This is a genomic window from Pseudomonas sp. Pse79 (assembly GCF_024519615.1).
Classification (GTDB): Bacteria; Pseudomonadota; Gammaproteobacteria; order Pseudomonadales; family Pseudomonadaceae; genus Aquipseudomonas; species Aquipseudomonas veronii.
This window is the reverse complement of record NZ_JALJRR010000018.1, coordinates 95,796-120,136: the sequence shown is the minus strand read 5'-3', so window position 1 is coordinate 120,136 and position 24,341 is coordinate 95,796. Positions and strand designations below refer to the sequence as shown.

Here is a 24,341-nt window from a genome sequence, read left to right as displayed (position 1 = left end):
CAACCACACCACCCGTTGATCAGTATTGCAAAAATGGGGGTGACCATAGATTTTTTTGTGACCTCGTTCCTACAGCAGCTCAGCGCCCAATGCCTCGACGATGCCGGACAACAGCGCCGATTGCCCATGGATACGCACCTTCAAGCCATCGATCTCACGGCGCTCCGGATAGTGCTTGCGCAGCAGATCGAACGCCTTGCGTTGCTCGTCCACCGTTCCCACGAGGCTGCGACGGAAATCCGCATCGTCGCGACGCGGGTCGTACACGCTGCGGCATAACGTCGCCAGCGCCCAGGCCGGGTCGGTAGACGCATTCAAGTGGACCTCGGCCAGCCACGGCGGCGGCAGCAAATCACTCAGTTCAATCGCCGGCGCCTGGCCCAGATGCGCGCAGAACGCCTGGTAGATCTGCGCCGTGCCGCGCTGCTTGCCGTCCAGGCTGTAACCGGCGATGTGCGGGGTGGCCAGCACGCAGAGGTCGGCCAGGTCGACATCCACTTCGGGCTCGCCTTCCCACACATCCAGCACCGCTTGCAGGTCTTCACGCGAAAGCAGCACGTCACGCAGGGCGGCGTTGTCCACCACCGGGCCACGGCTGGCGTTGATCAGCCAGGCACCGGGCTTGAGGCGGTTGAGGCGCTCGCGGTCGAACAAGTGCCAGGTGGAGCCGTTGCCGGACTTGGTCAACGGCGTGTGCAGGCTGATCACGTCGCATTGCTCGATGATCTGCTCCAGGCTGACGTAGTCACCGTCTTCGGCGATCTGCCGCGGCGGGTCGCAGACCAGCACGTTCCAGCCCAGGCCCTTGAGCACCTTGACCAAACGCCCGCCCACTTCACCGGCGCCGACGACACCGTAAGTCCGCTGGTTGAGGTCGGCGCCCTCGATCTCGGCCAGGGTCTGCAAGCTGCCCAGCACGTAGTCCACCACGCCACGGGCATTGCAGCCGGGCGCGCTGGACCATTGAATGCCGGCACGCTGGAAATAGTCGAGGTCCAAATGATCGGTGCCGATGGTGCAGGTGCCGACAAAGCGCACCTTGGAACCTTCGAGCAAGGCCCGGTTGACGTTGGTCACCGAGCGCACCAGCAGCACATCGGCCTGCTCGACGGTGGCGCGGTCAATGGAACGGCCGGGCACCCGGCGTATTTCGCCAAATCCTTGGAAGAAAGCATCGAGCAGCGGAATATTTTCGTCGGCAACAATCAGCATGGCAGGCTCCTTTGGCGGAACAGCAGTGTACAGGGATGCGATCGGTGTTCCACCGCAGATCGAAGGTGGACGCTGCGGCGCCTGGAAGATCGCTTACAAATAGCTAACACAGGTTTTTTCCTGACCGCTGCGTCAACGCGTAGAATCCGCCGTCCTGCGCTCTTCTTTGGACATCTGCACGTGAACACCGCCACCGCCACCCTCACCCGTCCCGCCCGCATCAGCCGGGAAGTGCGCGGCCTGCTGACACTCGCCGTGCCGATCATGATCGGCCAACTGGCAACCACCGCTATGAGCTTCGTCGATGCGGTGATGGCCGGGCGCGTCAGCCCGCAGGACCTGGCGGCGGTGGGCCTGGGCAATTCGATCTGGATTCCGGTGTACCTGCTGATGACCGGCACCTTGCTGGCCACCACGCCGAAAGTCGCCCAGCGCTATGGCGCCGGTCACTACAGCGAGATCGGGCCGCTGGTGCGCCAATCCCTGTGGCTGGCGGTGGTGGTCGGCATCATCGCGTCACTGCTGCTGCTCAGCGCCGAACCGATCCTGCACGCGATGAAGGTTGAACCCGACCTGATCGAACCGTCCATGGGCTACCTGCACGGCATCGCCGCAGGCATGCCGGCCGTTGCCCTGTATTACGTGTTGCGTTGTTTCAGCGACGGCCTGGGCCGCACACGCCCGAGCATGGTCATGGGCCTGTGCGGGTTGGCGCTGAATATCCCGCTGAACTACATCTTCATCTATGGCCATTTCGGCGTGCCGGCCATGGGCGGCGTGGGCTGCGGCTGGGCCACGGGCATTGTGATGTGGGTGATGATGCTCGGCCTGGCGGGCTGGACGCGCTGGGGGCCGGCGTACCAGAGCAGCGAACTGTTCAAGCGTTTCGATTGGCCGCAATGGGCGGTGATCAAGCGCGTATTGGGCATCGGCCTGCCGATCGGCATCGCGATCTTTGCCGAATCGAGCATCTTCGCGGTGATCGCCCTGCTGATCGGCAGCCTGGGCGCCACGGTGGTCTCCGGCCATCAGATCGCCCTGAACGTCAGTTCCCTGGTGTTCATGATCCCTTACTCCCTGAGCACGGCCGTCACCGTGCGCGTCGGCCAGGCCCTCGGCCGTGGCCTGCCGCGTGAAGCGCGCTTCGCTGCCGGGGTCGGCATGGGCACGGCGCTGGCGTATGCCTGCCTGTCCTGCAGCCTGATGCTGGTGTTTCGCGAGCAGATCGCGGCGATCTACACCCCGGACCCGGTGGTGATCCACCTGGCGTCGACGCTGATCGTGTTTTCCGCGCTGTTCCAGTTTTCCGACTCGATCCAGGTCACCGCCGCCGGTGCCTTGCGCGGCTATCAGGACACCCGCGTGACCATGGTGCTGACCCTGTTTGCCTACTGGGGCGTGGGCTTGCCGGTGGGTTACGCCCTGGGGCTGACCGACTGGCTGGGCGCGGCGAGCGGCCCCAGCGGTTTGTGGCAGGGGCTGATCGTGGGCCTGAGCTGCGCGGCGGGGATGTTGCTGGTGCGCCTGGCGCGCAGCGCACGCCGACGCATTCGCCGGGACAAGGTGCGGGGTTAAGCAGCACACACCCGCGCTTGCTCGCGAAGGTCGCCAGCGATAACGCAGCTTGCCTGGTTTGACGTGGCGCTCTCGGGGTTTTCGCGAGCAAGCTCGCTCCTACAGGAATCGGGGGCTTAGTCGAGCTTCTTGCGAATCCAGTACAGGTACGTACCGGCCTGTTCCTGCTGAGCCACCAGTTCGTGGTCAAGGAACACGCAGAACTTGGGAATGTCGCGGCGGGTCGACGGGTCGGTCGCGATCACCTTGAGCAGACCGCCAGGCGGCAGGTCGCGGATGTGCTGGTGCAGCATCATCACCGGCTCCGGGCAGTTGAGGCCCGTTGCATCAAGGGTGCCGTCGACGGCGGTGTCGGTCATATCGCTCATTGATTACTCCTGCAGCAGGCGCTCAGTTTAACGGGCCTTGGTTTTCTTCACATCCACCAGGCGGCGCAGGTGGCAGGTCACTTCCTCGCGGTCGTGGTACAGCTGCTTGCAGCCGATCTCCACGCGAATGCCGCGTGCCTTGAAGCCGTCTTCGATGCGCTCGAGCAAACGCTTGACCTCGGCGTAACGCTGCTTCATCGGCAGTTTCAGGTTGACCACCGCTTCACGGCAATAGCCTTCGCCGATCCAGGTTTCCAGCAAGGCGGCGTTGCGAGCCGGTTTTTCGACGATGTCGCACACCATCCAGTCCACCGGCTGCTTGGGCACGAAGGTGAAACCGTCGGCCATCAAGTGTTGCACCAGGCCGGTGTCCATCAGGCTTTCGGCCATGGGGCCGTTGTCGATGGCGGTCACCAGCATACCCCGGTTGACCAGTTGCCAGGTCCAGCCGCCCGGAGCCGCGCCCAGGTCGACGCCGGTCATGTCGCCGTGCAGGCGCTCGTCCCACTGGTCGCGGGGGATGAAGTGGTGCCAGGCCTCTTCCAGCTTCAAGGTCGAGCGGCTGGGCGCATCGCGGGGGAATTTCAGGCGCGGGATGCCCATCGGCCACATCGCCGAGTTATTCGACTCGGCCAGCCCCATGAACACTTCGCGGCCGCTCTTGAAGGTCAGCAGCAGGCGCGGCTTGCTCGGGTCGTCCACCAGCTTGCCGGCGTTCAGCAGGGCTTTGCGCAGGTGGACTTCGAATTTCTTGCAGAAGTTCGACAGCTCCTTGCCGTCGTTGGTGTCGACCATCTCCAGCCACAGGCTGCCGCACACCGGGAATTCGCGCAGGTGCGCGAGGATCACGCTGATGCGGTCGGTTTCCGGCAGGTCGATGAACACCCCGCGCGCCCACTGCCGCGGGAAGATCAGCTCGGCAAAACGCTGGCCCTGCATCAGGCGCTGGGCGCCGTCTTCCTCGGTGCAGACAAATTCGGCGCAGGCGCTGCCGGTCTTGGCCTTGGCGTAGCCGGAAACGTTCAGGCGCGCGGCGTGTTCCGCGATCTCGGAACAGACTTCGCCTTCAAAACCCGGGCGGCAGTGCATAAAAAGGGTGTTCATCGACTCTCCTGGCGACCCGACGGACTTGCGCTATCGCAATGTCTGTCATGAAAACGCGCGCATGATAACTGACTTCGGAACCTTGGATCTGTCCATAGAGTCCAGTAATTAGCCAGCTACTGAAAACAGGGCTAGTTTGATAGTTCTGTTCGTCCCGTCAGGTCCGTAGCCGTGCGGACCATAAGGAGTCATGTAATGTCATCCCTTGATAGCCTGAGAACCCTTAAAACCCTGCAAATCGACGACAAGACTTATCACTATTTCAGCTTGCCCGAAGCCGCCAAGCGCCTGGGTGACCTGGATAAGCTGCCGATGTCCCTCAAGGTGCTGCTGGAAAACCTGCTGCGCTGGGAAGACAACAAAACCGTCACCGGCGCCGACCTCAAGGCCATCGCCGCCTGGCTCAAAGAGCGCCAGTCCGACCGCGAGATCCAGTACCGCCCGGCCCGCGTGCTGATGCAAGACTTTACCGGGGTGCCCGCCGTGGTCGACCTGGCCGCCATGCGCGCCGCCGTGGCCAAGGCCGGTGGCGACCCGCAGCGCATCAACCCGCTGTCGCCGGTGGACCTGGTGATCGACCACTCGGTGATGGTCGACAAGTTCGGCACCACCGCCGCGTTCGGGCAAAACGTCGACATCGAAATGCAGCGCAACGGCGAACGCTACGCCTTCCTGCGCTGGGGCCAGAGCGCCTTCGACAACTTCAGCGTGGTGCCGCCGGGCACCGGCATCTGTCACCAGGTCAACCTCGAATACCTCGGCCGCACCGTGTGGACCAAGGACGAAGACGGCCGCACCTACGCCTTCCCCGACACCCTGGTCGGCACCGATTCCCACACCACCATGATCAACGGCCTCGGCGTGCTCGGCTGGGGCGTGGGCGGGATCGAAGCGGAAGCGGCGATGCTCGGCCAGCCGGTGTCGATGCTGATTCCGGAAGTGATCGGCTTCAAGCTCACCGGCAAATTGAAAGAAGGCATCACCGCCACCGACCTGGTGCTGACCGTCACCCAGATGCTGCGCAAGAAAGGCGTGGTCGGCAAATTCGTCGAGTTCTACGGCGACGGCCTGGCCGACCTGCCCCTGGCAGACCGCGCCACCATCGCCAACATGGCCCCGGAATACGGCGCCACCTGCGGCTTTTTCCCGGTGGATGAGGTGACCTTGGACTACCTGCGCCTGTCCGGTCGCCCGGCGCAGACCGTCAAACTGGTCGAGGCCTACACCAAGGCCCAAGGCCTGTGGCGCAACGCCGGCCAGGAGCCGGTGTTCACCGACAGCCTGGCCCTGGACATGGGCAGCGTCGAAGCCAGCCTCGCCGGGCCGAAACGCCCGCAGGACCGCGTGTCGCTGCCGAATGTCGGCCAGGCGTTCAGTGACTTCCTCGACCTGCAATTCAAACCGACCAACAAGGAAGAAGGCCGCCTGGAAAGCGAAGGCGGCGGCGGTGTGGCCGTGGGCAATGCCGATCTGGTGGGCGAAACCGACTACGAGTACGACGGCCAGACCTATCGTCTGAAAAATGGCGCCGTGGTGATCGCCGCGATCACCTCCTGCACCAACACCTCCAACCCCAGCGTGATGATGGCGGCCGGGCTGGTGGCGAAAAAGGCCGTGGAAAAAGGCCTGACCCGCAAACCCTGGGTAAAAACCTCCCTGGCCCCCGGCTCCAAAGTGGTCACCGACTACTACAAGGCCGCCGGCCTCACCCAATACCTGGACAAGCTCGGTTTTGACCTGGTGGGTTATGGCTGCACCACCTGCATCGGCAACTCCGGCCCGTTGCCCGAGCCGATTGAAAAAGCCATCCAGAAAGCCGACCTGGCCGTGGCGTCGGTGCTGTCCGGCAACCGCAACTTCGAAGGCCGCGTCCACCCGCTGGTGAAAACCAACTGGCTGGCCTCGCCGCCGCTGGTGGTGGCGTATGCGTTGGCCGGTACGGTACGCATCGATATCAGCCGCGAACCGTTGGGCAACGATCAACACGGCAATCCGGTCTACCTCAAGGACATCTGGCCAAGCAGCCAGGAGATTGCCGACGCGGTCGCTCAGGTCAGCACCGGCATGTTCCACAAGGAATACGCCGAGGTGTTCGCCGGCGACGCACAGTGGCAAGCCATCGAAGTGCCGCAGGCCGCGACCTACGTGTGGCAGAAGGATTCCACCTACATCCAGCATCCGCCGTTCTTCGACGACATCGCCGGGCCGCTGCCAGTGATCAAGGACATCCACGGCGCCAACGTCCTGGCCCTGCTGGGCGATTCGGTGACCACCGACCACATCTCCCCCGCCGGCAACATCAAGGCCGACAGCCCCGCCGGTCATTACCTGCGCGAACAAGGCGTGGAACCGCGCGACTTCAACTCCTACGGCTCACGCCGCGGCAACCATGAAGTGATGATGCGCGGCACCTTCGCCAATATCCGTATCCGCAATGAAATGCTCGGCGGCGAGGAAGGCGGCAATACGCTGTATGTGCCCACCGGCGAGAAAATGCCGATCTACGATGCCGCCATGAAGTACCAGGCCGCCGGCACGCCGCTGGTGGTGATCGCCGGCCAGGAGTACGGCACCGGCTCGAGCCGCGACTGGGCGGCCAAGGGTACTAATCTGCTAGGGGTCAAGGCAGTGATCGCCGAAAGCTTCGAGCGCATTCACCGTTCCAACCTGGTGGGCATGGGCGTGCTGCCGTTGCAGTTCAAGCTGGACCAGAACCGCAAGGCGCTCAAGCTCACCGGCAAGGAGAAGATCGACATCCTGGGCCTCAGCGACGCGCAGCTCGTGCCGCGCATGAACCTGACCCTGGTGATTACCCGCGAGGATGGCAGCAGCGAGAAGATCGACGTGCTGTGCCGGATCGACACCCTCAATGAAGTGGAATACTTCAAAGCGGGCGGCATCCTGCACTATGTGCTGCGCCAGTTAATCGCCAGCTAAAGGTCGCTGGAGGCCAAATGTGGGAGGGGGCTTGCCCCCGATAGCGGTGGATCAGTCGATACATCTGATGACTGACACACCGCTATCGGGGGCAAGCCCCCTCCCACAGTTTTGACCGCATTTAAAGCTTCAAGTCAGCCGAAGAGCCACTTCCACAGCAGTACCAAGACGACAACCGCCAGCACCGGCCGCGCAATGCGGTAGGCCTTGGGATGCTTGCGCTTCCACTGCTTGACCACGCTGCTGATCTTGTCGCTGAACGACTTGCTCCAGGCATAAGCCTGGTTGATGCCGCCGACGCGTTCGTCGTCCAGGTTCTGCGGCGCGGTGGCGCGGCCCAGTTGCGCGCTGACCCAGCGGTTGATGCGGGTCATCAGCGGATTGCTCAGCGGGCGCTCGATGTCGCAGAACAGGATCACGCGGGTCTTTTCCGTCTCGTTCTTCACCCAGTGTACGTAGGTCTCGTCGAACATCACGTCTTCACCGTCGCGCCAGGCGTATTCCTGGCCGTCGACGAAAATGCGGCAGTCGTCAGAGTTCGGCGTGGACAGGCCCAGGTGATAACGCAGGGAACCGGCAAACGGGTCGCGGTGCGGGTTGAGGTGACTGCCGCCCGGCAACAGCGCGAACATCGCGCCCTTGACGTTGGGAATGCTGCTGACCAGGGCCACGGTTTTCGGGCACAGGGCCTCGGCCGACGGCAGCGGTTTGTCGTACCACTTGAGGTAGAAACGCTTCCAGCCCTTCTTGAAGAACGAGCCGAAGCCGGCGTCGTTATTCTTTTCGGCGGCGCGGATGTAACCCTCGTCGAACAGGTGCATGGCCTCTTCGCGGATCACTTCCCAGTTGTCCTTGAGCACGTCCAGTTCCGGGAACTTGCTGCGGTCCAGGTACGGCTTGGACGGCACGGCCGAGAACAGGTACATCAAGGCGTTATACGGGGCAAACAGCGCCGAGTGGTTGACGAACTGGCGCAACATCGGCAAACGGGCCTTGCCGCGCAGGTGTACGTACAGCGTGCTGCCGATAAACACCAGCAACACCGACAGTTTGGCGGCCAAAGAAAAGGTCATGCAGCAACTCCTGGAAATAAGCGCCTGGCCAACAACCTCCCGTCGAGGGGAAACCAGGCGTAGCAGCCGGCCATGATAAACACTCCGGACCTCGGGAAAAACCCGCGCAGTCCAACAATCAGCGTTTAAAACGGCGCGAGGGTAGGCCAATTATGCATAAGGCCCCCGCTCACACGCTGATTTGCATCAAGCCTGGTTTTCTTGATCGGTAAACAAATCACTGAACAGTATGCTCGACAGGTAGCGCTCGCCGGAGTCCGGCAGGATCACCACGATGGTCTTGCCCTGCATCTCCGGCTTCTCGGCCAGGCGCACGGCGACCGCCATCGCCGCGCCGCAGGAGATCCCGCACAGAATCCCCTCTTCCCGCATCAGGCGCAGGGCCATGGCCTTGGATTCGTCGTCGCTCACCAGTTCCACGCGGTCGACCATCGACAGGTCGAGGTTCTTCGGCACGAACCCGGCGCCGATGCCCTGGATCTTGTGCGGGCTCGGCTTGATCTCTTCACCGGCCAGCGCCTGGGTGATCACCGGCGAGACGATCGGCTCGACGGCCACCGACAGAATCGGCTTGCCCGCAGTGTTCTTGATATAGCGCGACACCCCGGTAATGGTGCCGCCGGTACCCACGCCCGCCACCAACACGTCGACGGCGCCGTCGGTGTCGTTCCAGATTTCCGGGCCGGTGGTTTTTTCGTGGATCGCCGGGTTGGCCGGGTTTTCGAACTGCGCCGGCATGTAGTAGGTGGCCGGGTCGCTGGCGAGGATTTCCGCGGCTTTGTCGATTGCGCCCTTCATGCCCTTGGCCGGTTCGGTCAGCACCAGCTCGGCGCCCAGGGCCTTGAGCACTTTGCGGCGCTCGATGCTCATCGACGCAGGCATGGTCAGCACCAGTTTGTAGCCACGGGCCGCGGCGACGAACGCCAGGCCGATACCGGTGTTGCCCGAGGTCGGTTCGACAATGGTCATGCCCGGCTTGAGTTTGCCGGTGCTTTCCGCGTCCCAGATCATGTTCGCGCCAATGCGACACTTCACCGAATAACCCGGGTTACGCCCTTCGATCTTGGCCAGGATGGTCACGCCACGCGGTGCGATGCGGTTGATCTGAACCAGAGGCGTGTTACCGATGGAGTGCGCGTTGTCTGCAAAAATGCGGCTCATGACGGGTCCTTGAGGCGGCTTGAAGAAAGCCCCAAGGGTATGCCTCGTCTTCCAAAGCGTCCAGTCAGAGGAACGTCGGAGACATCGCAATAGTCAATCTCCTACAAGCCCGCAGAACAGCCCCGGGAACAACCACGCCTTCGATCGACTGAGCGCACGCGTGACTGGTCATTCAGAGACTGAATAACCCGTCTGCGTTCACAGTCGCCGGGGCCGCACGGTATAGTCGGGCATTGATGAATTCGAGGAATGACCGATGAAGTTCGAAGGCACCCAGGCCTACGTTGCCACCGATGACCTGAAACTGGCCGTCAACGCGGCCATCACCCTGGAGCGGCCGCTGCTGGTCAAGGGCGAGCCGGGCACCGGCAAGACCATGCTCGCCGAGCAGTTGGCCGAATCCTTCGGCGCCAAGCTGATCACCTGGCACATCAAGTCCACCACCAAGGCCCACCAGGGCCTGTACGAGTACGATGCGGTCAGCCGCCTGCGCGACTCGCAGCTGGGCGTGGACAAGGTGCATGACGTGCGCAACTACCTGAAGAAGGGCAAGCTCTGGGAAGCCTTCGAGGCCGAGGAACGGGTGATCCTGCTGATCGACGAAATCGACAAGGCCGACATCGAATTCCCCAACGACCTGCTGCAAGAACTCGACAAGATGGAGTTCTACGTCTACGAAATCGACGAGACCATCAAGGCCAAGAAACGCCCGATCATCATCATTACCTCCAACAATGAAAAAGAACTGCCGGATGCGTTCCTGCGCCGCTGCTTCTTCCATTACATCGCCTTCCCCGACCGCGCCACCCTGCAAAAGATCGTCGATGTGCATTACCCCGACATCAAGAAAGACCTGGTCAGCGAAGCGCTGGACGTGTTCTTCGACGTGCGCAAAGTGCCGGGCCTGAAGAAAAAGCCTTCCACCTCCGAACTGGTCGACTGGCTCAAGCTGCTGATGGCCGACAATATCGGCGAAGCGGTACTGCGCGAACGCGACCCGACCAAGGCCATCCCGCCCCTGGCCGGTGCGCTGGTGAAGAACGAGCAGGACGTGCAATTGCTCGAACGCCTGGCGTTCATGAGCCGTCGCGGTAACCGATAAGGGCGCCTGCCATGTTGCTCAACCTGTTCAATGAAATGCGTGCAGCCAAGGTGCCGGTGTCGGTGCGCGAGCTGCTCGACCTGATCAACGCCCTGAAACAGCGGGTGATCTTCGCCGACATGGACGAGTTCTACTACTTGGCCCGGGCGATCCTGGTCAAGGACGAACGCCATTTCGACAAGTTCGACCGCGCCTTCAGCGCCTATTTCAACGGTCTGGAAAAGCTCGACGACCACCTGCAGGCGCTGATCCCCGAAGACTGGCTGCGCAAGGAGTTCGAACGCTCGCTGAGCGACGAAGAACGCGCGCAGATCCAGTCCCTCGGCGGCCTGGACAAGTTGATCGAAGAGTTCAAGAAGCGCCTGGAAGAACAGAAAGAGCGTCACGCCGGCGGCAACAAGTGGATCGGCACCGGCGGCACCAGCCCGTTCGGCTCCGGCGGCTACAACCCGGAAGGCATCCGCGTCGGCGATGCGGGCAAGCGCCAGGGCAAGGCGGTGAAAGTCTGGGACCAGCGCGAGTACAAGAACCTCGACGATCAGGTGGAACTGGGCACGCGCAACATCAAGATCGCCCTGCGCCGCCTGCGCAAGTTCGCGCGCCAGGGTGCGGCGGAAGAGCTGGACATCGACGGCACCATCGACCACACCGCCCGCGATGCCGGCTTGCTGAATATCCAGATGCGCCCGGAACGGCGCAACACCATCAAGCTGCTGTTGCTGTTCGACATCGGCGGCTCGATGGACGCCCATGTGAAGATCTGCGAAGAGCTGTTCTCCGCGTGCAAGACCGAGTTCAAGCACCTGGAGTACTTCTACTTCCACAACTTCGTGTACGAGTCGGTGTGGAAGAACAACCAGCGCCGCACGTCGGAGCGCACCTCCACCCAGGACTTGCTGCACAAATATGGCGCCGATTACAAAGTGATCTTTATCGGCGATGCCTCGATGGCGCCGTATGAAATCACCCAGGCCGGCGGCAGCGTCGAGCATTGGAACGAGGAGCCGGGGTATGTGTGGATGCAGCGCTTCATGGCCAAGTACAAGAAGCTGATCTGGATAAACCCGTATCCGAAGGACACCTGGGGCTATACGGCGTCGACCGGGATCGTGCGGGAGTTGGTCGAAGACCAGATGTATCCGCTGACCTTGCGCGGGCTGGAAGAAGGCATGCGGTTCCTTTCCAAGTAACCCGATATCTCCCATAGGCGTGGCGTCACTGGCACTTCAACGCTTCGCGAATGCGCTGCACGGAGGCCACCGAACTGGCGTTATCGCCATGCACACACAAGGTATTGGCCCGCAGGACCAAAGGGCTGCCATCGCTGGCGGTCAAGGGTTCGCCACGGGAAATGGTCAGGGATTGCTGGATGATGGCTTCGGTATCGTGGTGTACCGCGCCGGGCAATTGGCGGGAAACCAGGTGCCCCTTGTTGTCGTAGGCACGGTCGGCGAACGCCTCGAACCACAGGATCACACCGTATTCGTCGCCCAGCGCCTGGGCCGCGCAGTTGTCGCGGGTGGCCAGCAGCATCAGCGGCAGTTCGCCGTAAGCGGCAACGGCCTGGATCACCGCACGCAACTGCGCGGGGTTGGCCATCATGTCGTTGTACATCGCGCCATGGGGTTTGACGTAGCTGACCCGTCCGCCCTGGGCGCGGCAAATGCCGTCGAGCGCGCCGATCTGGTAGTGCAACAGGTCTTGGATTTCTTCGGGCGTGTAGGCCATGGAACGGCGGCCGAAACCTTGCAGGTCCTGATACGCCGGGTGCGCCCCGACCAGCACGCCATGCTTGAGCGCCAGGCCGACGGTCTTGCGCATGACGCTCGGGTCGCCGGCATGGAAGCCGCAGGCCACGTTGGCGCAATCAATGAACGGCATGACCTCAGCGTCCAGACCCAGGTTCCAGTTGCCATAGCTTTCGCCGATGTCGCAATTCAATAGCAGACGGCTCACGCTGAGTGCTCCTGTAGGCTTTGTTTTTTTGTAGTGTGGGATCTTTTACACAAGACTCGCAACTTATCCCACCCTCCCAGCGACACTTATCGTGAAACGGCGCGATTTTTGGCGTGTGTCCGGGACGGTGTCCACCCCATAAAGGTCGACCCCAGAAGTTGAAGGAACGCGATTAAAACGGTGGGAGCAAGCCCCCTCCCACCATTACAGGCCTTTCTACAGCCCTTTCAAATCACGCTCTTCGATCGGCCGGCTCTGGCGCAGGCGCTTGCCGCCCAGCACCACCCAGTCGATCAAGCGGAACAGGCACTCCAGGCCGAACGACAACAACATCGCCCCGCCCAGGCCCCAGCCCATGGCTTCGGGGGTCAGCAGGATCTGGTAGCTGTAGCCGTTCCAGGTTTCCAGGCGGATCGCCGGGTCGGCCGCGACCGCTACCTGCAATGCGCGAATGTACCAGGGGCCCTGCATGGCCTGGAATTGCTTGTCCAGCGCCAACTGACGATCCAACAGCGTGCCGAGGCTGTTGGCATCGCTGCGAAACACCGGGTCGTCGCTGGCGCGGTAGTGGGCGACCAGGGCCTGCAAGTCGCCGTTGAAGAACTGTTGCGCGGTGGATTCAAAGCCGCGCAGGCCGGTCTGGGCCTCGATCAGGTGGGCTTCGACGCGCTTGGCGTAGTCATTGATGAACCCCGGCACTTGCACACCGACCAACAAGCCAATGGCAAACAACACCAACCGCAGATAGCTGAGCAACATAGTCGACTTCCTTACTCGGTAATGCCCTGGCTGACGCATTCACCGCGCCGCCACAGGCTCCACTGGCCCGGTTCGTAGCGGGTCCAGTTTTCGTTGTCGGTCAGGGGTTCGGTGGCGATCACCGTTACCACATCGTTGGGCGTGGTTTCGGCCTGGAAATCGACGATCACGTCGACATCTTTCAAGCGTGCCGGGCCGAACGGAGCGCGCCGGGTGATCTGGGCCAATTTGGTCGTGCAGTAGCAGAACAACCAATCGCCGTCGCTGAGCAGGCAGTTGAACACGCCTTTGCTGCGGTATTCGGTGCAGGCGGCGATCAGGTCCGGCAGCATCCGCTCGATCTCCACCGGCTCCGGGAACGCCTCGCGGACGCGGTTGAGCAGGTCGCAGAACGCCGCTTCGCTGTCGGTGTCGCCCACCGGCCGGTAAAACGTGGCGCGCGGTTTGAAGTCGGCCAATTGGCCGTTGTGCGCAAAGCACCAGTTACGCCCCCACAGCTCGCGCACGAACGGGTGGGTATTGGACAGGCACACCTTGCCCACGTTGGCCTGGCGGATATGGCCAATCACCACTTCACTTTTGATGGGATAACGCTGCACCAGCCGCGCAACTTCCGATTCGCTGCTCGCGGCCGGGTCCTGGAACAGGCGCAGGCCACGGCCTTCATAGAACGCGATGCCCCAACCGTCGCGGTGGGGGCCGGTACGCCCACCGCGCTGCATCAGCCCGGTAAAGCTGAACACGATATCGGTGGGGACGTTGGCACTCATGCCCAATAATTCACACATGCCAGGGCTCTCGCTGCAGGGCAGACAACGTTAAAGGCGCGGTTCGACCCGCATACCGCCCACAGGCGCCGGGCGACGGAACGGCTCGTCATCGTCTTCGGGCTCGGCGGCCAAGGCGGCATCAGCGGCGGCCTTGCGCTCACGGCGGGCATTGGCGGCGCGCTCGATGGGCCAGCGGATCAACACAAACACGAGGTACACGCCAAAGGCGATCATCGTGTACATGAACAAGTCGGAGACGGCCCGCCAGGCGTTATTGCCGACCTTGAGCACCAGGTCCAGCGCAGTAATCGCCACGGCCGGCGCGAACTGGGTCTTGACCGGGTCGACGATGGTCGGGCTCAACAGCAGCACGGCCATCAGCAATTGCAGTGGCTCGCGCAACCAGCGCCAGATCCAGCGGGTCATGCGCCACCACACCAACAGGCAGCCCAAAGCAGCGAAGGCGTAAAGGCCCCAAGCGGTCAGATAATCGTTCTCGGTCATGGTGTCCATGGCAAGGTAGGCAAACAGGCCGCTATGATAACGGCTTTTGCGTGTCGCGGCTGCAATGCCTGCCACCATCCGCCAGACAGAGAGTGATCCATGCCGCCATCGACCCCCATCACTGCCGCCCCGATTGCCCGCAAGGCCCCAGGCCAGGACCCTTACGCCTGGCTGCAAGTGCGTGACAGCGCAGAAGTGATGGATTACCTGAAAGCCGAAAACGCCTGGCAGGAAGCCCAACTCGCCGGGCAACAGGCGCTGCGTGAAACCCTGTTCGAAGAGATCAAGGGCCGTATCCTCGAAACCGACCTGTCGCTGCCCTCCCCCTGGGGCCCGTACCTGTATTACACGCGCACCACCGCCGGCGACGAATACGCCCGCCACTACCGCTGCCGGCGCCCGGCCGACGACAGCAACCAGGTGGATGACAGCAGCGAGGAGCTGTTGCTCGACCCCAACGTGCTGGCCAACGGCGGCTTTTTCTCCCTCGGTGCGTTCAGCATCAGCCCCGACCATCAGCGCCTGGCCTACAGCCTCGATACCAATGGCGAAGAGATCTACACCCTGTACGTGAAGGAATTGGCCACCGACAAAGTCAGCGAACTGGCGTTCGATAACTGCGACGGCAGCATGACCTGGGCCAATGACAGCCTGACCCTGTTTTTCGGCGAACTGGACGACACCCATCGTCCGCACAAACTCTACCGCTATCGCCTGGACGGCACCGCCGCGCAGGAAGTGTTCCACGAGACCGACGGGCGTTTCTTCCTGCACTGCTACCGCTCCAGCTCCGAGCGCCAGTTGCTGGTGGCCCTGGGCAGCAAGACCACCAGTGAAATCTGGGCGCTGGACGCCGACCAGCCGCACCTGGACTTCACCTGCCTGGCGCCACGGGTCGAAGACCACGAGTACGACGTCGACCACGGCCAGCTCGACGGCGCGTGGACCTGGTTCATCCGCAGCAACCGCGACGGCATCAACTACGCCCTGTTCGTCGCCGCCGACACCGGCCGCGTGCCGACCCAGGCCGACTGGAAAAACCTGATCCCCCATAGCGATGAGGTGATGCTCGACGGCGTGAGCCTGAATGCCGGCGCCATGACCTTGAGCCTGCGCATCGGCGGCCTGCCGGTCATCGAAGTGCATCCCCAGGGTCTACCGACCTATCGTGTGGAATTGCCTGACGCTGCCTACAGCCTCTACGTACAAAACAGCCTGGAATTCCCCAGCGACAAGATCCGCCTGCGCTACGAAGCCCTGAACCGTCCGGCCCAGGTGCGCCAGCTGGAACTGGCCAGCGGCGCGCAACAGGTGCTCAAGGAAACCCCGGTACTCGGCGTCTTCAACGCCGACGATTACGTCAGCCAGCGTTTGTGGGCAACCTCCGCCGATGGCACCCAGGTGCCGATCAGCCTGGTGGTCAAGCGCGACCAGCTTGGCAAACCGACGCCGCTGTACCTCTACGGCTATGGCGCCTACGGCCAGAGCCTCGATCCGTGGTTCTCCCATGCGCGCCTGAGCCTGCTGGACCGTGGCGTCGCGTTTGCCATTGCGCATGTGCGCGGCGGCGGCGAGCTGGGCGAAGCCTGGTATCGCAATGGCAAACAAGAACACAAGCAGAACACGTTCAACGACTTTATCGCCTGTGCCGAACACCTGATCGCACAGGGTTTGACCTGCGCCAAACAGCTGGTGATCAGCGGCGGCAGTGCCGGTGGCCTGTTGATCGGCGCGGTGCTCAACCAGCGTCCGGAGCTGTTCCAGGCGGCGATTGCCGAAGTGCCGTTCGTCGACGTGCTCAACACCATGCTCGACCCGGACCTGCCGCTGACCGTCACCGAGTACGACGAGTGGGGCAACCCGCAGGAGCCCGAGGTCTATGCGCGCATCAAGGCGTATGCGCCGTATGAGAACGTGCGCGCCCAGGCCTACCCGGCCCTGCTGGTGATCGCCGGCTACAACGACAGCCGCGTGCAGTACTGGGAAGCGGCCAAGTGGGTGGCCAAGCTGCGCGACACCAAGACGGACGACAACCTGCTGCTGCTCAAGACCGAACTGGGGGCCGGCCATGGCGGCATGAGCGGGCGTTACCAGGGATTACGTGACGTAGCGCTCGAATATGCATTTGTGTTCAAGGCGCTGGGGCTGGTTTAGCGGTCCTGTCTGAACGCCGGAGCGCTCGACGCGGTTAACCGCCGGGCGTCTTCGGCTTGCTGTCGTTCGGCGGCACGCCGGGGACCGTCTGGTCCTTCGGTGGCGCAGGTAACACGATAGGCACCAGCGGCGGCGAGCCGTTCGTCTTGGGCACCGCCGGCGGGGTGACTTGCGGATACAGCGTCGGGGTGGGGGTGCCCGGCGCGCCTGGGGTTGGCGCCGGCGCAACCGGTACGGTTTGCAACTCCTGAGCCTGCGCCACACCCAATGTGAGCGCGCCCAACACAATGACCGTTAGAATGCTGCACTTCATCGATGGCTCCATGGCCTGACCGGAATGTCGTAAGGCTACTCCCAACCGCGCAAGAATGCCCTTCCCAATGAGATCTCCATGAAACGTTTCGTTCTGCTGGACACCACCCCGATCCCCGACAACGGCGGTGCCTTGTGCCTGTTCGAATACGGCGAGGACTTTGTCATCAAGATCCAGGGCGGCGACGGCGGCCAGTTGATGAACACGCGCATGCACGGCTCCGAAGACGCGCTGGCAGAAATCCCTTGTCGCAAAGTCGCCGGCCGCCCCGGTTCGCGGGTATTGATCGGCGGGCTGGGCATGGGTTTCACCCTCGCGTCGGCCCTCAAGCACCTGGGCAAGACCGCCGAAGTGGTGGTGGCAGAACTGGTGCCCGGTGTCGTGGAATGGAACCGTGGCCCCTTGGGCGAAAAGGCCGGGCGCCCGCTGCTTGACCCGCGCACCGTGGTCCGCATGGAAGACGTGGCCAAGGTGCTGCAAGCCGAGCCCCAGGGCTTTGATGCGATCATGCTCGACGTGGACAACGGCCCCGAAGGCCTTACGCAAAAAGCCAACAGTTGGCTCTACTCCGCCGGTGGCCTGGCCGCCTGCGCCAAGGCCCTGCGCCCCAAGGGCGTACTTGCGGTGTGGTCGGCCAGCGCCGACAAGCTGTTCAGCGACAAGCTGCGCAAGGCCGGTTTCAAGGCCGAGGAAGTGCAAGTGTTCGCCCATGGCAACAAGGGCACGCGGCACACCATCTGGATTGCGGAAAAGCTCAAGGGCTAATTGCGCCGCGATTGGCTAGAATCAACCCTATCCGTGACCCACCCGAAGACAGGAGCCATGATGAGCTCGACCAACCCGCCCTCCCACACCGCCAAGCTCGACCGCATCCTCGCCGATGCCCAGCGCGACCGGGAAATGGGCTACCGCGACAAAGCCCTGAAAATGTACCCCCACGTGTGCGGCCGCTGCGCCCGTGAGTTCGCCGGCAAGCGCCTGAGCGAACTGACCGTACACCACCGCAACCACAACCATGACGACAATCCCCAGGATGGGTCCAACTGGGAGTTGCTGTGCCTGTACTGCCACGACAACGAGCACTCGCGCTACACCGACCAGCAGTACTTCGGCGAAGGCTCCACCAGCAGCCCGACGATCGCCAAGGCCACGCACAACCCGTTCGCAGCGTTGGCAGGGTTGATGAAGAAAGACGACTGAAGTTGCGCGCGGGCTGCCCCGCCCTCTTCGCGGGCAAGCCCGCTCCTACCCTTGACCGCATTCCAGAGCATGGACACGGACCAATGTGGGAGCGGGCTTGCTCGCGAAGGCAGCAGTGCCAGCAGCGCAGCGCTCGATAGCGACCACAGCCCGACCAATCCCCGTATAATCGCCGCTTTTCTCCAAGGCACCCTTCCCCGTGGGCAATAAACGCTACAGCTGCATCGGTCTGTATAACCCCAAATCCCCCGAAAACGTCGGTTCGGTGATGCGCGCCGCCGGTTGCTACGGCGTGGCCTCGGTGTTCTACACCGGCAAACGCTACGAGCGCGCCCGGGATTTCATCACCGACACCAAGAAGGTCCACCACGACATTCCGCTGATCGGCATCGATGACCTGAGAAAAATCCTGCCGCTGGGCTGCATCCCGGTCGCCGTCGAACTGGTGGACGGCGCCCGCCCGCTGCCCGAATACACCCACCCCGACCGCGCGCTGTACATCTTCGGCCCCGAGGACGGCTCCCTCGACAAAGAGATTCGCGACTGGTGTGAAGACGTGGTGTACATCCCGACCACCGGCTGCATGAACCTCGCCGCCACCGTCAACGTGGTGCTCTACGACCGTCTGGCCAAGGGCAATAACACCCGCTCGGGGCCCAAATACTGAGTTGCCGGGAACATCCGGCGCCTGCACACAGTCAGTTGCGTATCACTAGCCCTTGTTGGAGACCGATCATGAGCGACAGCAAAACCCTGCGACCTGTCATTGAATCCACCCCACGCCAGGCCCGCCCCACGCAGAACGTACACGGTTGGGAGCGCATCGGCTCGGTGGCCGGCGGCGTGATCATGGTCGGCAAAGGCCTGCGCCGTGGCGGGATTTTCGGGCTGCTCCAGGTGGCGATTGGCGGCGTGGCGCTGACGCGTGGGTTTACCGGGCACAGTTCGCTCAAGGACAAGCTGGAACAAGGTCGCCAGGAAATGAACAGCCTGCGCACGAAAATCGAGCGGGCCGGTGACGAGTTGAAAAACCTGAAGACCAAGGCGCAAGCGGGGGCCGAAAAGGCCACAAAAACTACCGGCTGAGCCAAGTCTTCTGCCTGTTGCTGATCCAGATGTGGGAGGCAGCTTGCTCCCACCTTTATTCTGGGTCAGCGCAACAGCTTGGAGTCCAGCACCACCGACGACTCGCCGATAATGCTCTGGGCCAGTCGCACAAACTCTGGGGTGCTGACGCTGTTCGCCCGCATCACCACTTGCGCAAGATCATCCAGCGAGCGCTTGTTGTGGGTTTTCACGCGGATCTCGCGATCCAGCTCCTGCATCACCACCACTGCCCGCGCCACGGTTGCGCCGCTGACGTGCTCGCCACGCAGGCTGGTGACGTCCTTGCCTTCGCGGGTCAACCGCGCCTGTATCGCCGCATAGCGCTCATCGGTGATCCCGCCGCCACGGCGCAGCAGTTCGATCGCGTAATACTCCGCCAGGCCTTCGCTGATCCAGTCGCTGGCATCATGGTCACTGAAGCGGCCGATGGCATGCACCACTTCGCGGATCAACGGGCTGCTGCCGTTTTCACTGACCAGCGGCGTGCGGCTGTTGAGGTAGACCGAGTCGCGCGCCGAGAAGGCGCCACGGCGCATCGGGTCGCTGGCGCCGACAATCAATAGCTTGGCGGGGTGACGCGGGAACGCGGCTTCCACCTGCGGCCAGACGAAAGTCAGCAACGTCAGCACATCCATACGGCGCATGGCCTGGCCCTTGGGCGAGGCCACGGTGACGTCGGTTTCGCCCAGGCGCACACGGCGGCTGCCGAGGTTACCGGCGAGCATCCAGCCGGTGGGCCGGTCGAACAGGCGCGAGACGTTGTTGATCCGGAAGGTGTGCTTGCCGATACGCGGCCAGGCGGTTTCGACGCTTTTCCAGCCCGTCGGCAGCTCGAACACCAGGCGCGAGACCAGCTCGACGCCGTCCTGCTGGTCGAGGTGCGCGGTCGGCACCAGGTCTTCCCCGCGAAACAGCGCCCAACCCGGCGTCATGCGCGTTTCATAGATACCCGGCTTGCGCGCATGGCTGAGGCGTACACGGTAGGTCAGGCTGGCCTTGTCGGCGCTGGGTTGCCAAAGGCCGCGATGGCCACTGACTTTCCATTGGCCATCGGCCTTGAAATCGCTGTAGTCACCGTCGCGCCCCAGCTCGAAATCCAGGCTGCGCACCGCCGAACCCTGGGACAGGCTCACGCGCACCTCAGCCTGATCGCTCTGGGGCAGCAGTTTGACGTGATAGTCCAGGTCGACTTTCTTCGCGCACCACGCCGGTGTGCTCAGCGCCAGCAACACCAGGCTTGCCGCCAGCCGGGTCAGCCCCCTCATACTCGCTCCTTGTTCAGCCAGCGCGGAAAATCAGGTAATCCTCCCAGTCTTCTTCGGGCACGCTGCCTTCGCGGAGCATGCGTCCGGACTGGGAAATGCGTTCGTGATGCACGGCGTCACGGTCGCCGCAGACCAGGTGATGCCACAGCGGCAAGTCCTTGCGCTCGCTGACCAGGCGGTAACCGCAGGTGGGCGGCAACCACTTGAACTGGTCGGCCTGGCCCGGGGTGAGCTGGATGCAGTCGGGCACCGACGCGCGGCGGTTGGGGTAATCGGTGCACTGGCAGGTTTTCAGGTCGAGCAGTTTGCAGGCGATGCGCGTGTAATAGACGCTGTTGTCGTCTTCATCCTCGAGCTTTTGCAGGCAGCACAGGCCACAGCCGTCGCACAACGACTCCCACTCCTCCTGATCGAGGTGTTCAAGGGTTTTGCGTATCCAGAAAGGTTCGACTTTGGCGGCCATGGCTCTACATCGGTATCGGTGGGTGAAAAGGCCGCCAGTCTAGTGCCCAAGGCCACTGGGGCCAAGCGCTTACGACTGGCGGTGTTGCAAGACTTGTCAGTCTAGCGGGAGCGCAGTAGCTTTGAGCGCCGAATTGACGATCAGGAACTGCCCATGAGCACCAACCCCCGCGCTGCCGATTACCCGATCAACCCCCAGTTCACTGACCGCTGGTCGCCCCGCGCCTTTACCGGCGAGAGCATCCCGCAGGAAACCCTGCTGAGTTTTTTCGAAGCCGCGCGCTGGGCGCCATCGGCCTACAACTCGCAGCCCTGGCGTTTTCTCTATGCGCGCCGTGACACGCCGGACTGGGAACGTTTCCTCGGCCTGTTGAACGAATTCAACCGCAACTGGGCGCAGCATGCGTCGGCCCTGGTGATCATCGCCTCGAAAACCGACTTCATCGCCCCCGGCGCCAGCGAAGAAACCCCGGCGCTGTGGCACACCTTCGACACCGGTTCGGCCTGGGGCTACCTCGCGCTGCAGGCCAGCCTCAGCGGCTGGCACAGCCATGGCATGGCCGGCTTCGATCAGGCGCTGACGCGCAAGGAGCTGAAGATTCCCGAGGGTTACGCGCTGCATGCGGCGGTCGCGATTGGCAAGCTGGGCGACAAGTCGAGCTTGCCCGAGTACCTGCAAGGCCGTGAGACCCCAAGCCCGCGCAAGCCGTTGAGCGAGCTGGTTTCGCAAGGCGATTTCAGTCTCTAGGACTGACGTGGGAGCTGGCTCGCCAGCCCCCACCTGTGGTTCGACGCGGTGTCAGTAGCCGCGCTCGAAATCCACTTCACCGCGCAACACTTGCTTGGCCTGGTAGGCGCGCACGTTTTCCAGAAACAGTTGCACCATCATCGACGGCGAGGTCGGCGCCGAGCTGTGCCCGGTCAGCAGCAAGCCCCAGGCGGTCCAGAACGGGTGGCGCTGCGGCAACGGTTCCTGGCGGCACACGTCGATCACCGCGCCAGCCAGGTGCCCTTCTTTCAACGCTTCGACCAGATCCGCATCAACCACCGCGACGCCGCGGCCGACGTTGATAAACAACCCGCTCGGCTTGAATTGCTTGAACAGCGCCGCGTCGTACAGGTCGTGGGTGTTCGGCGTGTTGGGCAACAGGTTGATCACGTAGTCCGCTTCGCCCACCAGCCGGCCGAGTTGATCGAGCGCAGCCACTTCGACAAACGGCGCCTGCTCACGCGCCTGGCTGGCGATGCCGTACAGCTTGACGCCAAACGGCACGAGGAACTGCGCCACGCGCTGGCCGATATCACCGCAGCCGACGATCAGCACCGTGCGCCCCGCCAGGCTCTGGCCCATGCGGTTGTCCCACTTGCGCTCGACCTGGCTGACCAGGCGCGCCAAGACTTCGCGTTCATGGCCGAGCATGTAGGTGAGGATAAATTCCGCCATGACCTGGCCAAAAATCCCCACCGCACGGGTCAAGCGATAGTCGCGGGGCAGGCCGTCGGCCAGCAGCGGCGTGATGCCGGCCCAGGTCGATTGCAGCCACTGCGGCTGGTGCCCCTGGCGCAACAGGGTGGCGAGCAGGTCCGGCTGGCCGAGCCACACCGGGCAATCGGCAGCCAGGCGCGAGAGTTCGGCCGAGTCGCCGCTGGTCAACACCTCGAGGTCCGGGGCCGCTTCGCTCAGCAACCGGGCGTAGAGCGGGTGATCCTGTTCAGCAATCAGAACACGCATGGTTCAAACCTTTCAAAAACAATGCGGACGGCCGCCCGCATCCTTACGGCCACCATCCATTAATACGATTCCATGGAAAAGAATGCGCCCCGGGCAGGGCGCGCCACGATCACATCGGGTCGTTGCGGCGCAGCAGCTCTTCGGGCAAGTGTTCGATGTACTCGTCCTCGGCCGGTGGCATTTGCAAGTGGTAGCCCTGCTTTTCGAGGTTTTCCAGGACCACTGCGATGTCCTCGCGCGACAGCTTGCGCTCGGGCGTCAGCACCATGTCGAAGGCGTGATGGGCCTTGCCGAAGGCTTCCATCAAGGGTTCCGGCACGCGCTCCAGGGCATCGCTTTTCAGCACGTAGAGATACATTTCGTTGCGTTTCAAGCTGCGATAGATGGAGCAAATACGTTTCAAGGCTGTTCTCCGGCAGTGGCCAGGCTGTCGAGCAGCGCCTGGCCCATCAACTCGCGGCGCCAGCCACGCAGCGAGTCTGGCAATTGGTAAGGCCCGTCGGGGTAGCCACTTTTGACCAGGGCTTCGAGGGTTTTCTTGCGCAGCATCAGTTCCGGCGCCATCTCCAGGCGTTCGGCTTGCGCCTGGCCCAAGGCGCGCAGGTGCTTGATCAGCGCAGCGGCATCCACCGGCAGCGGTTCAGCCACGGCGGGCGGCCATTGGTCCATGGACACGCTGCCGGCGCGCTTGATCAGGTCCAGCAGAAACTGGCCATCCTGACGCACGGTGCGCGGGTGCATGTCTTCGATTTTGCCCAGGGCGGCGAGGTTATCCGGCTGGGATTTGGCCAGGGGCCACAGCGAGTGTTCACGAATGATGCGATTGCGCGGCAGGTCACGGGCACGCGCTTGCTGCTCGCGCCAGGCGCACAGTTCACGCAGCACGGCGAGTTGGGCACGGGACAGTTTCCACGCCAGCTTGGCCTCGCGGTACACCTCGTAAGGGTCGACTTCGCGGCGCAGGTTGGCCACCAGTTCGGCACCGTCTTCCAGGACCCAGGCGTATTTGTCGTCCGACAGCCGCGGGCGCAGGCGAATGAAGACCTCGGCCAAGTGGACCGCATCTTCGGCGGCGTAGCTCACCTGGGTCTCGGACAACGGGCGCTGCAGCCAGTCCGAGCGGGTTTCGCCCTTGGGCAAGTCGATATCGAGCACGGCTTGCACCAGGCGCGAATAGCCCATGGAGAAGCCGAGGTTCAGGTAAGCCGCGGCCAGTTGGGTGTCGAACAACGGCACTGGCAGGCTGCCGGTCAGGCGCAGCAACACTTCCAGGTCTTCACTGCAGGCGTGGACCACTTTGATCACGGCAGGGTTTTCCAGCAACGCCGCCAGTGGTTGCCAGTTGTCGATGGTCAGGGGGTCGATCAGGTAAGCGCGAACGCCATCACCGATCTGGATCAGCCCGGCAATGGGATAAAAGGTGTCGACCCGCATGAATTCGGTGTCGAGGGCGACGAATGGCAACTGCTGCCATTCGGCGCAATGCTGGCCGAGGCTATCGTTGTCGCAGATCCAGTGAATATCGATGGCCACACGGCTCTCCCTTGAAGAATGGCGCGCAGTATATATCGCGGAAGGGACTTGCGA

The 24,341-nt window shown here is 63.0% G+C and carries 25 protein-coding genes; 10 read left to right on the top strand and 15 right to left on the bottom strand.

The features are described 5' to 3' along the window. Positions 1–69: 69 nt before the first annotated feature. Positions 70–1,212, bottom strand: a complete 1,143-nt coding sequence (gene pdxB, locus NR164_RS21660; protein WP_017848766.1) for a 4-phosphoerythronate dehydrogenase PdxB — start codon at positions 1,210–1,212, stop codon at positions 70–72. 180 nt (positions 1,213–1,392) lie between these two features. On the opposite strand from pdxB, the gene NR164_RS21655 reads away from it, so the two are divergent. Then, a complete protein-coding gene (locus tag NR164_RS21655) occupies positions 1,393–2,787 on the top strand; it encodes an MATE family efflux transporter (RefSeq protein ID WP_256823247.1) in 1,395 nt (464 codons plus the stop codon). A 116-nt stretch (positions 2,788–2,903) separates the two neighbouring features. On the opposite strand, the gene tusA is transcribed toward NR164_RS21655, so the two are convergent. Further along, complete coding sequence (gene tusA / locus NR164_RS21650) at positions 2,904–3,155, bottom strand: sulfurtransferase TusA (RefSeq protein ID WP_017848764.1); 252 nt, start codon at positions 3,153–3,155, stop codon at positions 2,904–2,906. 27 nt (positions 3,156–3,182) lie between these two features. Continuing rightward, positions 3,183–4,259 (bottom strand): 23S rRNA (cytidine(2498)-2'-O)-methyltransferase RlmM, encoded by a 1,077-nt coding sequence (gene rlmM / locus NR164_RS21645; RefSeq protein ID WP_256823246.1) that lies wholly within the window; start codon positions 4,257–4,259, stop codon positions 3,183–3,185. A 195-nt stretch (positions 4,260–4,454) separates the two neighbouring features. Between rlmM and acnA the strand changes: the two genes are divergently transcribed. Continuing rightward, positions 4,455–7,196: an aconitate hydratase AcnA gene (gene acnA / locus NR164_RS21640; RefSeq protein WP_017848762.1), complete on the top strand. Its 2,742-nt coding sequence runs from the start codon at positions 4,455–4,457 to the stop codon at positions 7,194–7,196. A gap of 134 nt (positions 7,197–7,330) precedes the next feature. Here the strand turns inward: acnA and NR164_RS21635 are convergent, their stop codons facing one another. Next, positions 7,331–8,269, bottom strand: a complete 939-nt coding sequence (locus NR164_RS21635) for an aspartyl/asparaginyl beta-hydroxylase domain-containing protein (RefSeq protein ID WP_017848761.1) — start codon at positions 8,267–8,269, stop codon at positions 7,331–7,333. Positions 8,270–8,455: 186 nt separating this feature from the next. Continuing rightward, positions 8,456–9,430 (bottom strand): cysteine synthase A, encoded by a 975-nt coding sequence (gene cysK, locus NR164_RS21630; RefSeq protein ID WP_256823245.1) that lies wholly within the window; start codon positions 9,428–9,430, stop codon positions 8,456–8,458. 256 nt (positions 9,431–9,686) lie between these two features. On the opposite strand from cysK, the gene NR164_RS21625 reads away from it, so the two are divergent. After that, positions 9,687–10,532 (top strand): MoxR family ATPase, encoded by an 846-nt coding sequence (locus NR164_RS21625; RefSeq protein ID WP_017848759.1) that lies wholly within the window; start codon positions 9,687–9,689, stop codon positions 10,530–10,532. 11 nt (positions 10,533–10,543) lie between these two features. After that, complete coding sequence (locus NR164_RS21620) at positions 10,544–11,722, top strand: VWA domain-containing protein (protein ID WP_046384330.1); 1,179 nt, start codon at positions 10,544–10,546, stop codon at positions 11,720–11,722. Between the two features lie 25 nt (positions 11,723–11,747). Here the strand turns inward: NR164_RS21620 and NR164_RS21615 are convergent, their stop codons facing one another. The 4 genes from NR164_RS21615 to NR164_RS21600 all read right to left on the bottom strand — a co-directional run bounded on the left by NR164_RS21615 (position 11,748) and on the right by NR164_RS21600 (position 14,599). Beyond that, positions 11,748–12,488: a 5-oxoprolinase subunit PxpA gene (locus NR164_RS21615; RefSeq protein ID WP_079443071.1), complete on the bottom strand. Its 741-nt coding sequence runs from the start codon at positions 12,486–12,488 to the stop codon at positions 11,748–11,750. Between the two features lie 216 nt (positions 12,489–12,704). Further along, the gene (locus NR164_RS21610) at positions 12,705–13,247 is read right to left on the bottom strand and encodes a DUF2937 family protein (protein ID WP_017848756.1); all 543 of its coding nucleotides are present in this window, start codon (positions 13,245–13,247) and stop codon (positions 12,705–12,707) included. 11 nt (positions 13,248–13,258) lie between these two features. Then, complete coding sequence (locus NR164_RS21605) at positions 13,259–14,035, bottom strand: class II glutamine amidotransferase (RefSeq protein ID WP_169865089.1); 777 nt, start codon at positions 14,033–14,035, stop codon at positions 13,259–13,261. 30 nt (positions 14,036–14,065) lie between these two features. After that, on the bottom strand, positions 14,066–14,599 hold the full coding sequence (locus NR164_RS21600; protein WP_017848754.1) for a hypothetical protein: 534 nt from the start codon (positions 14,597–14,599) through the stop codon (positions 14,066–14,068). Between the two features lie 21 nt (positions 14,600–14,620). On the opposite strand from NR164_RS21600, the gene NR164_RS21595 reads away from it, so the two are divergent. Next, the gene (locus NR164_RS21595) at positions 14,621–16,675 is read left to right on the top strand and encodes a S9 family peptidase (RefSeq protein WP_057004996.1); all 2,055 of its coding nucleotides are present in this window, start codon (positions 14,621–14,623) and stop codon (positions 16,673–16,675) included. A gap of 34 nt (positions 16,676–16,709) precedes the next feature. On the opposite strand, the gene NR164_RS21590 is transcribed toward NR164_RS21595, so the two are convergent. Beyond that, positions 16,710–16,988: a hypothetical protein gene (locus tag NR164_RS21590; protein WP_017848752.1), complete on the bottom strand. Its 279-nt coding sequence runs from the start codon at positions 16,986–16,988 to the stop codon at positions 16,710–16,712. 78 nt (positions 16,989–17,066) lie between these two features. On the opposite strand from NR164_RS21590, the gene NR164_RS21585 reads away from it, so the two are divergent. The 4 genes from NR164_RS21585 to NR164_RS21570 all read left to right on the top strand — a co-directional run bounded on the left by NR164_RS21585 (position 17,067) and on the right by NR164_RS21570 (position 19,274). After that, positions 17,067–17,753 carry a spermidine synthase gene (locus tag NR164_RS21585; protein ID WP_017848751.1) on the top strand — a complete coding sequence of 229 codons (687 nt, stop codon included), beginning with the start codon at positions 17,067–17,069 and terminating at the stop codon, positions 17,751–17,753. A 60-nt stretch (positions 17,754–17,813) separates the two neighbouring features. Continuing rightward, the gene (locus tag NR164_RS21580) at positions 17,814–18,188 is read left to right on the top strand and encodes a YajD family HNH nuclease (protein WP_003210675.1); all 375 of its coding nucleotides are present in this window, start codon (positions 17,814–17,816) and stop codon (positions 18,186–18,188) included. Between the two features lie 199 nt (positions 18,189–18,387). Beyond that, complete coding sequence (locus tag NR164_RS21575; RefSeq protein WP_017848750.1) at positions 18,388–18,855, top strand: RNA methyltransferase; 468 nt, start codon at positions 18,388–18,390, stop codon at positions 18,853–18,855. Positions 18,856–18,923: 68 nt separating this feature from the next. Beyond that, the gene (locus tag NR164_RS21570; protein WP_046490402.1) at positions 18,924–19,274 is read left to right on the top strand and encodes a DUF2892 domain-containing protein; all 351 of its coding nucleotides are present in this window, start codon (positions 18,924–18,926) and stop codon (positions 19,272–19,274) included. A gap of 65 nt (positions 19,275–19,339) precedes the next feature. Here NR164_RS21570 and NR164_RS21565 read toward each other — a convergent pair whose 3' ends face one another. Beyond that, on the bottom strand, positions 19,340–20,560 hold the full coding sequence (locus NR164_RS21565; protein WP_256823244.1) for a hypothetical protein: 1,221 nt from the start codon (positions 20,558–20,560) through the stop codon (positions 19,340–19,342). A gap of 13 nt (positions 20,561–20,573) precedes the next feature. Further along, on the bottom strand, positions 20,574–21,023 hold the full coding sequence (locus NR164_RS21560; RefSeq protein ID WP_017848747.1) for a YcgN family cysteine cluster protein: 450 nt from the start codon (positions 21,021–21,023) through the stop codon (positions 20,574–20,576). Positions 21,024–21,176: 153 nt separating this feature from the next. Here NR164_RS21560 and NR164_RS21555 point away from each other — a divergent pair, with 153 nt between their 5' ends. Beyond that, positions 21,177–21,770, top strand: a complete 594-nt coding sequence (locus tag NR164_RS21555; RefSeq protein WP_232566396.1) for a nitroreductase family protein — start codon at positions 21,177–21,179, stop codon at positions 21,768–21,770. A gap of 51 nt (positions 21,771–21,821) precedes the next feature. Here NR164_RS21555 and NR164_RS21550 read toward each other — a convergent pair whose 3' ends face one another. The 3 genes from NR164_RS21550 to rnd form a co-directional block, all read right to left on the bottom strand. Continuing rightward, a complete protein-coding gene (locus NR164_RS21550; RefSeq protein WP_017848745.1) occupies positions 21,822–22,754 on the bottom strand; it encodes a D-2-hydroxyacid dehydrogenase in 933 nt (310 codons plus the stop codon). A gap of 109 nt (positions 22,755–22,863) precedes the next feature. Then, entirely contained in the window at positions 22,864–23,157 is a 294-nt protein-coding gene (locus NR164_RS21545) for a YcgL domain-containing protein (RefSeq protein WP_017848744.1), read from the bottom strand. Then, positions 23,154–24,287, bottom strand: coding sequence for a ribonuclease D (gene rnd, locus NR164_RS21540; RefSeq protein WP_046384335.1), 1,134 nt, complete (start codon positions 24,285–24,287; stop codon positions 23,154–23,156). Before rnd ends, NR164_RS21545 begins: the two co-directional genes overlap by 4 nt. Positions 24,288–24,341 lie beyond the last annotated feature (54 nt).

Bases quoted from the DNA above. Each gene is read 5' to 3' on its own strand.
- pdxB (WP_017848766.1), bottom strand. From the start codon at position 1,212: ATGCTGATTGTTGCCGACGAAAATATTCCGCTGCTCGATGCTTTCTTC.
- NR164_RS21570 (WP_046490402.1), top strand. From the start codon at position 18,924: ATGAGCGACAGCAAAACCCTGCGACCTGTCATTGAATCCACCCCACGC.
- cysK (WP_256823245.1), bottom strand. From the start codon at position 9,430: ATGAGCCGCATTTTTGCAGACAACGCGCACTCCATCGGTAACACGCCT.
- NR164_RS21585 (WP_017848751.1), top strand. From the start codon at position 17,067: ATGAAACGTTTCGTTCTGCTGGACACCACCCCGATCCCCGACAACGGC.
- NR164_RS21565 (WP_256823244.1), bottom strand. From the start codon at position 20,560: ATGAGGGGGCTGACCCGGCTGGCGGCAAGCCTGGTGTTGCTGGCGCTG.
- NR164_RS21560 (WP_017848747.1), bottom strand. From the start codon at position 21,023: ATGGCCGCCAAAGTCGAACCTTTCTGGATACGCAAAACCCTTGAACAC.
- NR164_RS21580 (WP_003210675.1), top strand. From the start codon at position 17,814: ATGAGCTCGACCAACCCGCCCTCCCACACCGCCAAGCTCGACCGCATC.
- NR164_RS21595 (WP_057004996.1), top strand. From the start codon at position 14,621: ATGCCGCCATCGACCCCCATCACTGCCGCCCCGATTGCCCGCAAGGCC.
- NR164_RS21610 (WP_017848756.1), bottom strand. From the start codon at position 13,247: ATGTTGCTCAGCTATCTGCGGTTGGTGTTGTTTGCCATTGGCTTGTTG.
- rlmM (WP_256823246.1), bottom strand. From the start codon at position 4,259: ATGAACACCCTTTTTATGCACTGCCGCCCGGGTTTTGAAGGCGAAGTC.
- NR164_RS21635 (WP_017848761.1), bottom strand. From the start codon at position 8,269: ATGACCTTTTCTTTGGCCGCCAAACTGTCGGTGTTGCTGGTGTTTATC.
- NR164_RS21605 (WP_169865089.1), bottom strand. From the start codon at position 14,035: ATGTGTGAATTATTGGGCATGAGTGCCAACGTCCCCACCGATATCGTG.
- NR164_RS21600 (WP_017848754.1), bottom strand. From the start codon at position 14,599: ATGGTGGCAGGCATTGCAGCCGCGACACGCAAAAGCCGTTATCATAGC.
- NR164_RS21590 (WP_017848752.1), bottom strand. From the start codon at position 16,988: ATGAAGTGCAGCATTCTAACGGTCATTGTGTTGGGCGCGCTCACATTG.
- NR164_RS21555 (WP_232566396.1), top strand. From the start codon at position 21,177: ATGAGCACCAACCCCCGCGCTGCCGATTACCCGATCAACCCCCAGTTC.
- tusA (WP_017848764.1), bottom strand. From the start codon at position 3,155: ATGAGCGATATGACCGACACCGCCGTCGACGGCACCCTTGATGCAACG.
- NR164_RS21620 (WP_046384330.1), top strand. From the start codon at position 10,544: ATGTTGCTCAACCTGTTCAATGAAATGCGTGCAGCCAAGGTGCCGGTG.
- acnA (WP_017848762.1), top strand. From the start codon at position 4,455: ATGTCATCCCTTGATAGCCTGAGAACCCTTAAAACCCTGCAAATCGAC.
- NR164_RS21625 (WP_017848759.1), top strand. From the start codon at position 9,687: ATGAAGTTCGAAGGCACCCAGGCCTACGTTGCCACCGATGACCTGAAA.
- NR164_RS21550 (WP_017848745.1), bottom strand. From the start codon at position 22,754: ATGCGTGTTCTGATTGCTGAACAGGATCACCCGCTCTACGCCCGGTTG.